Origin of the sequence: Pseudarthrobacter sp. L1SW (assembly GCF_020809045.1) — a bacterium.
Classification (GTDB): Bacteria; Actinomycetota; Actinomycetes; order Actinomycetales; family Micrococcaceae; genus Arthrobacter.
This window is the reverse complement of record NZ_CP078079.1, coordinates 112,746-126,983: the sequence shown is the minus strand read 5'-3', so window position 1 is coordinate 126,983 and position 14,238 is coordinate 112,746. Positions and strand designations below refer to the sequence as shown.

Below are 14,238 nucleotides of genomic sequence, written 5' to 3'. Positions count from 1 at the left end.
CTAGTCCTCGGGGTTCGATCGCGTCAGCCGCTGCTGGATTACGGCGAAGAACAGGATGATGACGGCGAGCACCAAGGCAAGGGCAGCGCCGCCGCCGAAGTTGCCGAGCGCAAACGCCTGCTTGTAGACCTGGGTGGCCAGTGTTTCGGTTGCTCCGGCAGGTCCACCGCCCGTGAGGGCCATGATGGGGTCGAAGACGCGCAGGCCCTGCACGATTCCCAGGGTGGTGGCGATGGCGACGGCGGGGCGGATGGCTGGCAGCGTGACGTTCCGGAAACGCTGCCACAGGTTGGCACCGTCAATGGCTGCTGCTTCTTCCACCTCGACGGGAACACCGGCAAGTCCGGCCATGAAGATGACCATGGCAAAGCCGGTGGAGCCCCAGACCAGGACCACGAGGACTGTCCAGATGGCCCATTGCGGGTCCGCGAGCCACGGCTTGGCGAGGTCGCCGGCGCCGATCGATGTCAGGAAGACGTTGATGGGCCCGTCAAAGTCGAAGATGTATTTCCAGATGTAGGCCGTGGCCAGGGGGCTGAGCACCACGGGCATGAAGAAGAGGGTCCGGAGGATGTAGCGCGTCTTCAGGACCCGGTTCAGGCCGAGGGCGATGACAAGGCCTGCCACGTTGCCGAGGAAGACCGAGCCGAAGGCAAGAAAGAGGGTGTTGGACAGGGCCCCGAGCTTGGCGGGGTCTTTGAAGATTGCTTCGAAGTTCTGCCAGCCCACAACCTTGAACGAGCCGATGCCCGTCCAGTTGGTGAAGGCGAAGTAACCGCCGATGCCCGTAGCCACGTAGTGGATGGCAAGGACGAGGACGATCCCGGGCAGTGCCCACCACCAATGCCCGAACTGCAGGCCCTGGCCCCGGGGGCGGGTGGTTTTACCCGCCCCCGGAGCACGCCGGCCCCGTCGGGGTGCTTTGGCTGCTTCCGTTTTCGGTTGCATCGTGGCAGTCATGATATTCCTTGCTTGTCCCTTTGGGCCGGTAAAAACGGTCGATGGATCGGGGTTGCCTATCCCCAGGCTGCATCCATCGCCTGGAGGACCTGGTCCGGAGTCTTCTGGCCGGTGATGATGCCCTGGACCCCTGTTGCGAGGGCGTCGTAGACGGCGGAGTTCGGCCACTGGATGTTCGGAAGCGGCCCGTATTTTCCATCCTTGATCAGGTCGCCGACGTTCTTGTACGCTCCGCCGTCGAAGTCGTAGTTGTCCAGTCCACTGACCGGCAGTGCGCCGTCGATTTCTGCAAACGCCTTGGTCTGCTCTGGTTCGGCAGCCCAGGCGAGGAACGCCTTGGCGGCGTCCTTGTTCTTGGAGGCAGCGTTGATGGAGAAGGAGTAGTTGGCGCTGGCGTAGACGTATTCGTTACCCGAGCCCTTTTCAGCCGGCAGTGCGCGCACGGCAAATTCGGAACCGGCAGCGGCGGACTGCAGCTGCTTCCAGCTCGTGGCCGGAATGAATCCTGCCAGTGACGTACCGCTGGCAAGGCCCTTGGTAATGGCGTCAAAACCTGCACCGGCGGCGCCCTTCTGGAAGCAGCCCGCGTCCTTCAGCGTGTTGACTGCTTCGAGTGCCGACTTCCAGCCGTCCGAGCCTGCGAAGGTGACTTCCTTGGCTGCACGCTTTTCGTTCCACTCGGGGTCTTCCGCGTAAACACGGGAGGCTGCCAGGGACATCGCCGTGAGGCCTGTGTTGGGAGGCGCCGCACCTGCGAGGGCGAAGAGGGATTTCCCGGAGGATACGAGGGTCTTGCACTGCTCCTCCAGAGCCGTGAAGTCCGCGGGGAACTCGCCGGTCGCCTTCACAGCAGCCTCGTTAGTGACCAGGGCAGACACCGTCATGGCCGTTGCCTGGCCGAAAACCTTGCCGTCCGTGCCGAAGGTGCTGTCGCTTCCTTCAGGCAGGAGCGCCTTGGCAGAATCATCCAGGGGCTCGAGGAAACCTGCCGCCGCCAGCGGAAGAATGCTGCGTCCCTGGCCGGAGCCCGGCGAGGTGACGACGACGTCGGAGGCGTTTCCGGCCTGGAGCTGGGTCCGCAGGGTCTGGTCGTAGGAGTCGTTGGGCTGGGGGTTGAACGTGATCTTGACGTTGGGGTTCGCCTCCATGTACTTCTCACCGAGTACCTGGAAGGGGCTCTCAATGGTGTTCGATGTGGCGAAGGACAGGGAGAATTCCTGTGAGCCCCCCGTGGAGGAACTGCTGGTGGCGGGGGCCGAGCAGCCCGTGAGGACGAGGGCGGCGATTGTGGGGACTGCGAGGGCGCCGGCCTTGAGGCCCGAATAGCGGCGGTGCTGTGTCATGTCCAGCCTTTCTGACTTCGTTGTCGAAAATATCCGGAGCCGTGACCCCGGTCACTCATCAGTATGAAGGAGATGTGCAGAAAAAGCACATAAGTCTTGCCGATGACAGACATAAGTTTCACCGAGGTTTGCGGAAGGATTGCATCAAGAGCTGTGATGCAGCGAGCCAAAAGTATTGATGGCGCTGATAGAATACCGGGACGAAGTTTCACCGCTGAAAGACCGTGCGCCGTGACAAACCATGCCCTGCTCTCCCGGCTCGACCTCAACCTGCTCATTTCGTTGGATGCCCTTATCACCGAGCGGAGCGTCACGAGGGCAGCCGAGCGGCTCCACCTCAGCCAGCCCGCGCTGAGCGCGTCCCTCGCGCGGCTCCGGTCCCACTTCGGCGATCCCATCCTGGCCCGGCGCGGCAATGCCTATGAGCTCACGCCGTTCGCCCTGCGCCTTGCCGAGCACACCACGACGGCACTTGAGGCCGCACGGCGGGTCTTCGAGAGCCAGGCAACGTGGGAACCCACCGAGTCCGAGCGCGAATTTTCCATTTACGGCTCCGACTACGGCTTCACCACCATCGGCCGGGTGGCTTCCGAGCTCGCGGCCGAGCGGGCACCCGGAGTCCGCTTCCGCTTTATGCTCCACAATCCGATGGTTGTCGAGGACGCGGCCAACCGCCTGCGCTCCGTCGACGGCATCCTGATCCCCCATGGCTTCCTGTCCGGACTCCCCTACCTGGACCTGTGGCGCGACGGCTGGGTCGCCGTCGTCTCCTCCTCCAACGAGGCGGTCGGTGAGAAAATCACCATGGAGAACATCGCAGAGCTGCCCTGGGTGATGACCTACCAGACCAGGTCGGCGTCAACCTCTGCCGAACGCCAGATCATGCAGCTCGGTGTTGAGCCCCGCGTGGACGTGGTGGTGGAGAGCTTCCAGTCCTTGCCCCACTTTGTGGTGGGCACCAACCGGATCGCCCTTATCCAGGCGGCACTGGTGCCGTTCGCGCTTCGGATCGGCGGGGTGCGGATCCTGCCGCTGCCCTTCGATGCCACGCCGCTGGTCAACGCACTGTGGTGGCACCCGGTGCACAACCGCGATTCCGAACACGAGTGGATGCGGGCCCTGTTCAAGGAGGCTGGGGACATCGTTGCCGCCGCGGCGGCACAGGAAACCCCTTAAACGCCTCGGTGCCCGGCCGGCTGAACGGACGGGCACCGAGGCGTTTGGTTCGAGGGCAGCAGTCAGGCGGATGCCAACGCCGACCGCATGCTCTTGCGGATGAGGTCGTGCTGCTTGCGGACCAGGAGCAGCGGATCCACCTCGCCGAGCTCGGCGAAGGCGTGGCCCTCCCACTCACTCGACCAGTAGCCGCGGTAGCCGCCCTCGACGAACACCCGGACGAGTTCCGGATAGTCGATGGCCGGCTCGTTGCCCTGCTCGTCGACGTCGTAGAACTTTGCGTGGACGTGCATGATCTGCGGCATGATGTCCGCCCAATCCTTGGGGCTGACATGCCCATGCATGTTGAAGGCCAAATGCGCGAACGAACCAAGGCGCGCCGGGTCAAAGTCCCGGCCCCGCAGGTAGCCGATGAACTCCTCCTGCCTTGCCCGCATTGGGGCGTCAGTAGCCCAAATGGACTGCAGTGTGTGGACGGCCTCGTCATCGAGCCCGGCTCGGCGGACAGCCCGCAGGAGCGTCGGAGACATGCTGTGCATGGTGGAGGAGAAGTCGGCCACAAAGCCCAGCAGCGGCGAGTCAAGGTCCGCGTAGACGTCGCGCACCTTCATGATTTCCGGCGAGTTGGGTCCGAGGGGTGCATGGATCTCGTAGGCCAGCTTGAGCTCCAGGTCCTCGGCCAACGGCAAAAGCCGGCGGAGCAGTTCGGGTTTGGCGCTCTGGATGCGGACCAGCGGGAAGCCGAGTTTCCTGGCGCCGTGGAAGAGCCTTTCAGTGAACTCGTACTCCTCGTCCGGTGTCATGTCCCGGTCACGGCGCCGGCCCATGTCCAGGTTGGCACCAAACGAGCTGGCGGTGAAGCCGTGTTTGTCAAAGGCCTGGTGCCAGGACCGGGCAAAGTCATCCGTCACGTTTGGGTATGTGGGAAGGACCTGGGAGGCAACGATCTCAATACCCGGACCAATGCCGAGTTCCGCCACACGGTTGAGCAGGCCGTCAAAGTCGTACCAGCCGGCCCGGAATTCGGCGCTGGCGGAGTACAGCGTGAGCCCGAGCGAGAACGGATCGTCGTCGGCCTTAGGCGGAGGCGGAGTGACCGCCGTCGTCCGTGCAGGGGCCGGTGCCGGTTTGTCGGTGACTATCAGCTCCAGCGTCTGGTTGACGAAGTTGGGGACATACATTCCAGGGCCGCCGTCCCGGCCCGGGGCGATCTGCATGTAGGGCAGGCGCAGTTCTCCGATGAGCTGGACCGTGTGCTGCCCTCCAAGGGACACCGGGGTGTCCCTCCTGGTGATGAGCAGGGGGTGCTCCTGGAGGTACCAGAGAGTTTCGCTTTGGGCCGGGAGGTCCGGAACCGCATAGCGGACGCCGCCCAGTTCCAGCGACAGGTCCTCCGCGGGTACCTCGACGCCGTCCACAAAAAGCCGGAGGCTGGAAACAGAGGAGAGCCACAGGCTCCGGTACCAGGGAAGCGTGAGGGCCAGCGCGAGGCCCTCGGGGTGGGTGCGGAGGCTCGATTCGTCAAGAAGTCCGTTTGGCATGGCTGTATCTCTTTGCTGGCAGAAGGAAATGGTCAGGGGAGTTCGGAAGCAATGCGGCGGATCAGGGCGTGCTGGCGACGCACCTGCTCGATGGCCCGCCAGGGCGTCCGCTCGCCTTCGTATTCGCTGGAAAGGTAGCCGGTGTAGCCGGAGTCCTTGAGCGCCTTGAGTATGGGGCGCCACGGGATCTGCTGGTCCTCCAGCTGGTCATTGATGTCGTGGAACTTTGCCTGGATGAACACCACGTACTGGGCGATGTCCGCGAAGTCTGCGGGATTGACGCCGATCCCGTCCAGGAAGGCCGGCCGCGTTTCGCGGCTCTCGCCTTCCCGCAGCGGGATGGGCCGGTCCTGGAAGATGCCGGTATCGATGAGCAGGCCGAAGTTCTTGGTTCCGGTCCGTTCAATCAGGCTGATGTAGTCGTCAACCACAGGGTGTTTGATGGGCGTGGGCGAGTGGATCTCGGGGCAGATGATGATCCCGAGCTCGTGGGCAAGATCCAGGGAGCGCTCCACGGATTCGGTCCAGATCGGGTCCGGAACCAGGTCGCTGGACACCACGCCGATCTTTGGCCGGACGAAGCCGAAGCCAAGCCGGTGGGCAAGCCGGAGGTCCCGCTGGAGGGCCGCGGCGCCCTCGGCAACGGTCATGCTCCGTCCCGGGTGTAGGCGGGTATCGATCCAGGAGCCGTAGTTGGTGGGCTCCAGGGAGTACTTCTCGAGCAGGCCGAACCAGGTGTCGGTCCACGCGGCCGATGGTTCCGGATAGCCGGGGATGTGACCCTCGCCAAGGATTTCGACGCCGGTGGCACCTGTATCGGCGACGGACGCCAATGCAGTTTCCAGGTCCATCACCGTGCCGTAGTCGCCCATGTAGCTGTAGAGGGAGACCCCATAGCGGAACGCGCCCTCCCCGCCCTCCGGAGCCAGGGTCACTGACCTGCTGACGCGGTGGGTGGTGGGCTGGTGCTCCACGGGGATGTAGGACATGCGCAGCCGCAACTCGATGGTGAGCTCATGGACTCCCTGCGGAAGGCCGCCGTCGTACGGAACCGTGACCACCGCGGCCTCCTCGAGGGGCCAGCGGACGCCGTCGCTTTCCCAAAGCTGCTGCAGCGTGAAGGTCCGCCCGCCGAAGGTCCAGAGCGGAATGTCAGGGGCGACGTCCACGAGGTTGCCTACCCGGACGGCGATGCCGTCGATGAGGGAGGCCGCCATGCCACGGTAGGACGGCATTCGGACCCTGAACTGGAAGCCGGTTGTGCGTCCGCCTTCGGTGACGTTGCGGAAGCCGACGGACTGGATGAGGTCTCTTTCGAGAAGCATCGTTGCTCACTCTCTCTAGGTGCACACCGATCGTAACATCATTATGTCTGTTTTAGACTAAAGTATGTAGACTTTCCCCCTAACTCTCCGATGGCGACAGAAAGAGGCATTGATGCCATGGCTGAAGTACTGAACGCACTCATCCTCTCCGGGCATATGACCCGCGAGCACGACAACGAGTTCCGCAGCTTCCGGGCCCACAACCAGTGGCTCACCAGCGTGCTGGAGGACACGGGCCAGTTCCGTGTCCGCGTCGTGGAGGACCCGCGGGGCCTGGGGGCGGACGTAATCGACAAATACGACGTCGTCATCATCGTGTTCGAGGGCCGCGACGGGTACCACGAAAAAGCCGTGGGTTTCGGCGCTGAAACCGACGCGGCCCTGCTGAAGTTTGTCCACGACGACGGGAAAGGCATCGTCTGGTTCCACGGCTCTGCTGTCCAGGAGGACGACTGGGGCTATCCCGAGGAGTACAACGTCATGCGGGGCGCGAAGCTCAGCGTTCCCACCGGGCTGCGCCCGCGGCCCTGGGGTGAGGCCCTGCTGCAGACCGCCGAGCCGCTCCACCCCATCACGGAAGGCATCAGCGGCACCTGGACCGTGACGGGGGACGACATCCTGACCGGCGTGCAGCTGTATGAAGGTGCGGAGGTGCTCCTCTCAGTATTTGACGACGTGGAGTCGTACCGGAACGCACCGATGTGGCCCATGTCCCACTATCCGGTGGCCATTCCGGCGGAGGGCGTTGAGGGCCTGCCCGGCATCAACACGCTCCAGCCCCTCGCATGGATCAACAACTACGGCGAGGGACGCAGCTTCACGATCACGATCGGCCACGACATAGACACCTTCCGGCGGATCGAATTCCTTCGGATGTTCCCCCGCGGCGTGGAGTGGGCTGCGCAGGGCAAGGTCACCCTCGAAGGACCCGACCGGCGCGGCGAGCGACGTTTCCTGCCGTGGCCCTACTACAACCACGAGGGGTAAGCGAAGGGGAATACCGCCTAATCCTCCACAGGCACACCATTCAGTTCAGCGCGCGTCGGCGGGTTGGCGCCCGGCCGGGACACCGTGACGGCGGCAGCCTTCGCCGCGTGGGCCAGCAGCTCCTCCAGCCCCTCTGCCGGAAGTTCGCGCAGGTCCTTGCGGTTCTGGGCGCCGTCCAGGCCGCGGTCCACCAGACCGGACAGCAGCGCCGCCATGAAGGAATCCCCAGCGCCCACGGTGTCAGCCACCTCAACCTTCGGCGCCTCCACCTGCGCTTCGCCCGCCCGACACACTCCCCACGGCCCGTCCGCCCCGCGCGTGACCACCACCATCGCCGGACCTTCCGTCCCGCCCAGCGACAGCCAGCGCCGGGCGGCGTCCAGCACGTCCAGGTCCGGGTAGAGCCAGGCAAGGTCTTCGTCGGAGGCCTTCACCACGTCCGAAAGGGTCACGAACTTCTCCGCGTGGCGGCGCGCGTAAGCAACATCGGTGATGATGCTGGGCCGGCAGTTGGGGTCGAAGCTGATGGTAGCGTGCGGGTGGGCGAATTCGACGGCGGCGAGCACCTCCGTGGCGCCGGGCGCCAGCATCGTGGCGATCGATCCGGTGTGCAGCAGGGTGGTTCCCTGCAGCATGAATGCCAGCCGGTCGGCGATGCCGGGGAGCTGCCAGGTGAGGTCGAACGTATAGGTGGCGGCGCCGTCGTCGTCAATCAGCGCGGTGGCAACACTGGTCGGCAGATCATCCGGCCCCATGGGAAGCATCACCGAACTCGCGCGCAGGTGCGCCGCCACGGAATCGCCGTAGGCGTCCCGGCCGTAGCGGCCGATGAACTGGACCGGGTGGTCGAGGCGGGCCAGGCCCACGGCGACGTTCAGAGGGCTGCCGCCCACGTGGGCTTCGATCCCGGAGGCGCGCTGGACAACATCGACGAGGCCTTCGCCTATAACTGTGAGCATGCTCATACTCTGCCAGAGGACCGGCTGACCAGCACGTTGCTAAGCACCATGACGCCGATGACCGCCAGCTCCGACGCGGCTTAGGCCAGCAGCTCCGCCACCAGCTCCCGGCACTTCACGTACGCCTCCGCGGCAGGATCGATCAGCGCGAAGTGGTCGCCGGGCACCATGACCAGCTGCGCGGGAACCGGCCCGGACCTGGCCGCCTCCACATAGGAGACTGACATGCCCAGCGGCACGTCGGCGTCGTCCGTTGCATGGACAGCGAAGACGGGCACGCTAAGGGGCAACGCAGCCATTGGGTCCGCGTACCTGTACCGGCCGGGAAAGTCCGACGACGGCCCGCCCAGCAGGTTGGCCACGGCACCATCGCTGAGGTTCAGTTCCTCCGCGTCACCGAGGTTGAGCAGGCCGGACTGGCTGACCACGCCGGTGAGGCGTACGCCGTCGGGGTTGGCGCCGACGGCGCGGTGCTCCGCTGCCAACCCCGGCTGCCCCAGCCGGTCCAAGCCGGCCGCCCATACTGCCAGGTGCCCGCCGGCGGAGTGGCCCAGCGCCACCACTTTGGCCAGCTCCAACGCGTGATGCCCGGCGAGCTCCTGCAGTTTGTCGATGCCCGCAAGGATGTCCTGGAAGGTAAAGGGCCAGCCGCCGCCGTTCCCCACCCGCCGGTACTCGAGGTTCCAGGCGGCGAACCCGTGCGCGGCAAGGTCCGCGGCCAGCGGCTCGCCCAGCTCCGCGCCGTACTTCGACCGCCAGTAGCCGCCGTGGACCACCACCACCACGCCGCGGTGCGCCGCACCGCTGGGCAGTCCGGGGAGGAACAGCTCGCCCCACTGGCTGGGGTCGTCGCCGTAGTTGTACCTATGCCGCTGCACCATGTGCCGAGCGTACCGGGCAATGACGCACAAAGCCGTTGCCCTCCGGGCGGCACACTGCCATTCTGGGTCCATCCACATCCCCGCAGGAGACGAAAGGACAGGAAAATGCCTCTCTACCTGTCACGGTTCAGCTACACGCCAGAGACCTGGGGGCGGCTGATCAACAATCCCGAAGACCGGCGAAAAGCCGCGCAGGCCTATATTGAATCCGTCGGCGGAAAACTCCACGGGTTCTGGTACGCCTTCGGCAGCCACGACGGCTACAACCTCTGGGAAGCCCCGGACAACGTTTCCATGGCTGCCGTTGCGCTGGCCATCAGCGGCGGCGGCGCCTTGAGTTCGTTTGAGACAACCGTCCTGATGAGCGTTGAAGAAACGATGGAAGCCCTGCAGAAGGCGGCCGAGATCAAATACCAGCCTCCGGGTGCCTGAGCGCCTCACCCGGCATGCTCCCCAATCAGAAAGCCGGCACCCGGCAACGCGGTGAAGGCGCGGCGGCGGTGGGCGGCCCACAGCCGGAGCTCCGCCTAAGCTGGAACCATGCCGAGTCATTGGGACAGCCTGGACGCGAGCCTCCGCGAATCCGTGGAGCAGAACGTGGAGATCTATGAGCGTGTCCGCCCTGCCCTGAAGCTGGTCACGCGGGACGTCCTGCTGACCCTTCGGGACATGCTGAAGGACTCCGAGGTGACGCCGCTGTTCGTCACGGGCCGCACCAAGACCGTGGAATCGTTCAAGGAGAAGATTTCCCGGATCGAGGAACCCCTGGAGCCGGGCGGACCCCCGGTCCTGAAGTTCCCGGACCCTTTCCGGACCCTCAATGACATGGTGGGAATCCGCGTTATCACCAAGCTGCCCGCGGAGAACGCCCTGGTGGCCAACATCATCAAACACCAGCGGCAGCTCTTCGACTGCCGCGGGGACCGGGAAAAGGACATTGGCTCCATCGAGTCGGGTACCTACGGCTACTCGAGCCGGCACCTGATCCTGCGCACCATCCAGAACGAGGCCGTCAAGGAATACCAGTCGGTCTTCAATCCTGATGCCGTGCCCAACGGCAGCTACTTCTTCGAATGCCAGATCCGCACCATTTTTGCCCACGCGTGGAGCGAGATCGAGCATGACATCCGGTTCAAGGCCGAGGACCCGCGGGCCTGGACACCCCACTTCGACCGGCAGTTCACCGCCACCGCGGCCATGCTGGAAACTGTGGAGACCGCGTTCGCGGACCTGCACGAGCGCTACGAGGAAGTCCGGAGTTTCTGGGACGCCGACGGCGAAGGGGCTGCCCCGCTGACGCCGAACCGGATCCGCGACGTCTGGCGCACGCTGCTCCCCCACGTTGACCGCAAGGTGGACGATGACTGGGGCTGGGCGGCCGAACTCCTCGCAGCCCACGGCCTGAACCAGACCATGCAGCTGGCCGGGCTGCTCAGTGCCAACCGCATCACCGAGGTCCGCAGGGCCCTGGACCACCGCTACTCCCCCGGGCCCGACCGCCTGCTGGACGACCTGTTGCTGTGGCAGTACGGCACCAGGCACATTGACCTCACCGCAGAAGCGGCCGACGCCGTCCCGCACCCCCGGCGGGACAGCCTCCTGCGGCGGCTGAGGCAGATCGAGCGCTACAGGCTGACAAAGAAGTAGGGCACAGCGCGGCGGTGGGCGCCGCGCTATGACCCCCGTGAGTTCCGCCACCTTATTTTGATTCACTCAAAATAAGCCGTAACGTTGAGGTAGGCCACTGAAGCCCTGTCAGGGCTGGATGCGGGTGAACAGACCCCGAGCGCCAACGCGCCGGCTCCCCGCGCTGCATCGAAACCCCACCCCCATTGCCCCTGTGGCCACCCGCAGGACAGCAGCAATTGGGAACGGCAGGGGCCAGGCATGGCAGCCACCCAAACCTCACGCACCAGGAGAACAGCATGACTCAGATACTCGAACGCCCCGTAACCCTCGAAACAACCCCGTCCGCCACCGCCAGGACACCCCGCGGAGGCAGCTACGTGACCCTGCCCGGCCACTTGGCCAACCCACACCGCACCGAGGCCGGCTACGTCTCGCTGCCCGGGAGCGGTACCCGTAGCGGGAACAGGGCCCAGGGTAGCTACGTGACACTGCACTCGGCACACTTAGGCGAGACGGAAGTCAGCTACACCCGCCGCGGCTAGCCAACCGGACTGCCCGCCGGGTTATGTCAGCCGCGGCGGGCAGGCCTGTCGAAGCGCCACCCCTCGGACTTCACTTCAGGAATGACCTGATCGACGGCTTCGACAGTCTGGCTCCGGTCTCCGCCGGCGTCTGCCCCCAGCTTCCGCATGGCGCCCGGAAGTAAACGATTTTCGCGTCAGGAACGGCCTCGCGGATAACGGCGCTGGTCTACTCGAGATCGGCCCTGATCGCTTCTGGACTCCGTGCGGCCATGTTGTCGTGGTGCATGGTGTGGTTGCACAGTAAGTGGCCTGCGCCGGCGATATTGTGGACAATCTCCGGGTACTGCTTCACATGGTCTCCCCAGAGGCAGAAGGTGGCTTTGAAGTGGTGCTTCTCCAGCACCGCCAGCAACTTTGGCGTGTTGATGGGGTGGAGCCCGTCGTCGAAAGTCAGGCTGAGGTACTTACCCTCGCAGCGAGAGGCAGCACCGCCGGCAGCATATCCTGTTGAAGCGTCCCGGAATCCCAAAAGTTCCGGGACGCCGTCTTTCCTGCTCTTTGTCGTGCCTCCGCAAGGATGCCAGGGTGAAGCCGCCGTGGGAGATCCTGATCAGGGGGCCGATGGCACAGGCCCCTGGCTCAGATAACCGGCACGCCGTCGAGGTTGAAGTAGGACCGGGCGTCCGGTGGCCTGATGTCTGCCACTGCGTCATTGAAGATGCGCATGGGATGGGGCGTGTAGGGGTGCTCGGCAATCGCCTCGAAGTCGAGTTCTATTCCCAGCCCCACCCCCTCGGGGATAAGGATGTCACCCTCCGCTGTCAACCGGAGGCGCTCATTGGAGATCTCGCTCCGCCACGGCACGTCGGAGGCCATGATTTCGAGGTATCGGAAGTTGGGCAGCATTGCCCCGAGCTGCAAGGTGGCTGCGGTGCTGAGTGGTCCGCTCGGGTTGTGGGGTGCAAACGGGATGTAATGGGCTGCGGCCAGCGTAGAGATGAAGGACAGCTCCAGCAGGCCCCCTGCATGTGTAACGTCCGGCTGTACGTAGTCCACGGCATGCCGTGCCAGGGCGGGGACGAAAGTGTTGCGCCCGAACCAGCGCTCACCGGCGGCGATTGGCACTGGTGACTTGGAGCGGATCTCCACGAGGGAATCGATCCCGTCCGGCGGACATGGTTCTTCGAAGAACACCGGCTGGAACTGCTCTATTTCACGGGCAACCCGGATTGCGGTGGGGACATCGAAACGGCCGTGTCCTTCAATGAACAGCTCGATGTCGTCGCCTACGGCCTCCCGGACGGCGGCGACGGGCTCGAGCATGCGTCGAAGGTCCCGCGGCTCGAGGGTGAGGTCAGCGGCTTCGAAGGGATCCCACTTGAGTCCGCGGAAGCCCTGGGCAACTGTCTGGACGGCGGCGTCTGCGAAATCCTCTGGTGATCTGGCTCCGGAGAACCAGCCATTGGCGTAGGCGCGGACCCTGTCGCGGACCTGGCCCCCCAGCATGCGGTGGACAGGCACACCCAGCGCGCGTGCCGAAACGTCCCACATGGCCATTTCGAGGGCGCTGAGAGCGGTCATGGTCACAGGTCCCCCGCGCCAGTAGGCGTCGCGGTTGAGTTCGTAGATGTTCTGGGCGATCCGTGTGGGGTCCTTGCCGCGGACAGCGTCGGCGAGGACCGCGACGGCGCCTCGCACCGCATGCTCCTGGCCTTCAAGCGTTGCTTCGGCGATGCCGGTGAGGCCGGGATCCGTGTGCAGGCGGACGAAGATGAGGTTTGTCCGGTAGAAGTCGACAACAACTGTGTCGAGGTCGGTGATTTTCATGGGTGCAGTCCCCTGTTCCTTTTACGCGACTGCAGGAGGAACTGTGGAATCGCGGACGATCAGGTGGGTGGCAAGTTCCACGCGGTGCGAGTCGGGGAATTCGCCGTGGGCCTGCCGCAGCACTGATCGCAGCGCTGCGCGGCCCATCTCTTCCAGCGGCTGGGCTACGGAACTGAGAGAGGGGACGGATTCGGCTCCCTGCTTGGTTCCGTCGAAACCGATGAGGCTCATGTCTTCGGGGATCCGGATACCATTTCGTCCTGCTTCGCTGAGGACACCCAGGGCGATGGTGTCGCTGCCCGCAAAGATCGCTGTGGGGAGCTGGTCGAGTTTGAGCAGCTTCTGGAACCCCTCAACACCGCCTTCCCGCCGGAATTTGCCGCCCGAAACGACGTACTGGGAATCCACCGCGATGCCGCGGGCCATCAGGGCCGCCATGTAGCCGTGCAGCCGCGCCTGGTTGCACTCCGCGTTTTCGATCCCGCCGATGTAGGCGATGCGGCGGTGCCCCAGATCGAGGAGGTGTTCTGTGGCGGCCTTGCCGCCGGCCCAGTTCGTGGCGCCCACGCTGACCACATCAGCCGACGGCGGATTGAGCGGATCGATGACGACGACGGGAATTTTACGGCGCCGGAACGCCTGCAGCTGTGCCTCGCTGAAGGCTGAGGTCACCACAATCATCCCTGCCCTTCCCTCGTCCAGCATGCGCTGGGCGCGCCGCTCAGGGCTTGGCAGGCTGGAGTTTCCACGGCCCGTGACACTGACCAGGATCTCCACGTCGGCACTTGCTGCGAACTGCAGAATCCCGTTGAGGACCTCGATCATGTAGGCCGAGTCCAGCACGTCGATGACCACCTCGACGACAGTCGCGGAGTCCGCCGTGGCCCGTCGCAGCTGGGGCGACTGGTAGCCGGACTGCTCCAGCGCTGCCAGGATACGGGCGCGCGTTTCCGGAGCAACGTCTTCCCGGCCGTTCACCACTTTGGACACTGTGGGCGCCGAGACGCCGGCCTGCCGCGCCACAGAGGCCAGCGTCGGCTTCGTCCGCGGCGGCGTTTTCGTTGTCATGGCGATCGCAATCTTTCG

15 protein-coding genes are annotated in these 14,238 nt (G+C 64.9%); 5 read left to right on the top strand and 10 right to left on the bottom strand.

The features are described 5' to 3' along the window. Positions 1-960 (bottom strand): carbohydrate ABC transporter permease, encoded by a 960-nt coding sequence (locus KTR40_RS00615; protein ID WP_139027358.1) that lies wholly within the window; start codon positions 958-960, stop codon positions 1-3. A 56-nt stretch (positions 961-1,016) separates the two neighbouring features. Beyond that, positions 1,017-2,303, bottom strand: a complete 1,287-nt coding sequence (locus tag KTR40_RS00610) for an ABC transporter substrate-binding protein (RefSeq protein ID WP_228404945.1) — start codon at positions 2,301-2,303, stop codon at positions 1,017-1,019. Between the two features lie 231 nt (positions 2,304-2,534). On the opposite strand from KTR40_RS00610, the gene KTR40_RS00605 reads away from it, so the two are divergent. After that, complete coding sequence (locus KTR40_RS00605; RefSeq protein WP_139027356.1) at positions 2,535-3,479, top strand: LysR family transcriptional regulator; 945 nt, start codon at positions 2,535-2,537, stop codon at positions 3,477-3,479. 62 nt (positions 3,480-3,541) lie between these two features. On the opposite strand, the gene KTR40_RS00600 is transcribed toward KTR40_RS00605, so the two are convergent. Continuing rightward, positions 3,542-5,020, bottom strand: coding sequence for a sugar phosphate isomerase/epimerase (locus KTR40_RS00600; protein ID WP_228404943.1), 1,479 nt, complete (start codon positions 5,018-5,020; stop codon positions 3,542-3,544). A 32-nt stretch (positions 5,021-5,052) separates the two neighbouring features. Further along, on the bottom strand, positions 5,053-6,345 hold the full coding sequence (locus KTR40_RS00595) for a DUF6379 domain-containing protein (protein ID WP_228404942.1): 1,293 nt from the start codon (positions 6,343-6,345) through the stop codon (positions 5,053-5,055). 117 nt (positions 6,346-6,462) lie between these two features. Between KTR40_RS00595 and KTR40_RS00590 the strand changes: the two genes are divergently transcribed. After that, a complete protein-coding gene (locus tag KTR40_RS00590; protein ID WP_228404940.1) occupies positions 6,463-7,332 on the top strand; it encodes a ThuA domain-containing protein in 870 nt (289 codons plus the stop codon). Between the two features lie 17 nt (positions 7,333-7,349). On the opposite strand, the gene KTR40_RS00585 is transcribed toward KTR40_RS00590, so the two are convergent. Beyond that, positions 7,350-8,291, bottom strand: a complete 942-nt coding sequence (locus tag KTR40_RS00585) for a carbohydrate kinase (protein WP_139027352.1) — start codon at positions 8,289-8,291, stop codon at positions 7,350-7,352. Positions 8,292-8,371: 80 nt separating this feature from the next. After that, on the bottom strand, positions 8,372-9,172 hold the full coding sequence (locus KTR40_RS00580; RefSeq protein ID WP_228404938.1) for a S9 family peptidase: 801 nt from the start codon (positions 9,170-9,172) through the stop codon (positions 8,372-8,374). Between the two features lie 105 nt (positions 9,173-9,277). Between KTR40_RS00580 and KTR40_RS00575 the strand changes: the two genes are divergently transcribed. From KTR40_RS00575 to KTR40_RS00565, 3 genes are all read left to right on the top strand, one after another. Continuing rightward, the gene (locus KTR40_RS00575; RefSeq protein WP_139027351.1) at positions 9,278-9,604 is read left to right on the top strand and encodes a GYD domain-containing protein; all 327 of its coding nucleotides are present in this window, start codon (positions 9,278-9,280) and stop codon (positions 9,602-9,604) included. A 108-nt stretch (positions 9,605-9,712) separates the two neighbouring features. Then, entirely contained in the window at positions 9,713-10,819 is a 1,107-nt protein-coding gene (locus KTR40_RS00570; RefSeq protein WP_228404936.1) for a GTP pyrophosphokinase family protein, read from the top strand. A 278-nt stretch (positions 10,820-11,097) separates the two neighbouring features. Beyond that, on the top strand, positions 11,098-11,343 hold the full coding sequence (locus KTR40_RS00565; RefSeq protein ID WP_228404934.1) for a hypothetical protein: 246 nt from the start codon (positions 11,098-11,100) through the stop codon (positions 11,341-11,343). A gap of 26 nt (positions 11,344-11,369) precedes the next feature. On the opposite strand, the gene KTR40_RS18985 is transcribed toward KTR40_RS00565, so the two are convergent. From KTR40_RS18985 to KTR40_RS00550, 4 genes are all read right to left on the bottom strand, one after another. Further along, complete coding sequence (locus KTR40_RS18985; protein WP_255708379.1) at positions 11,370-11,492, bottom strand: hypothetical protein; 123 nt, start codon at positions 11,490-11,492, stop codon at positions 11,370-11,372. A gap of 59 nt (positions 11,493-11,551) precedes the next feature. Further along, entirely contained in the window at positions 11,552-11,854 is a 303-nt protein-coding gene (locus KTR40_RS00560) for a polysaccharide deacetylase family protein (protein ID WP_228404933.1), read from the bottom strand. Positions 11,855-11,964: 110 nt separating this feature from the next. Then, positions 11,965-13,152 (bottom strand): mandelate racemase/muconate lactonizing enzyme family protein, encoded by a 1,188-nt coding sequence (locus tag KTR40_RS00555; protein ID WP_228404932.1) that lies wholly within the window; start codon positions 13,150-13,152, stop codon positions 11,965-11,967. 21 nt (positions 13,153-13,173) lie between these two features. Next, positions 13,174-14,220 carry a LacI family DNA-binding transcriptional regulator gene (locus KTR40_RS00550; RefSeq protein WP_228404930.1) on the bottom strand — a complete coding sequence of 349 codons (1,047 nt, stop codon included), beginning with the start codon at positions 14,218-14,220 and terminating at the stop codon, positions 13,174-13,176. Positions 14,221-14,238 lie beyond the last annotated feature (18 nt).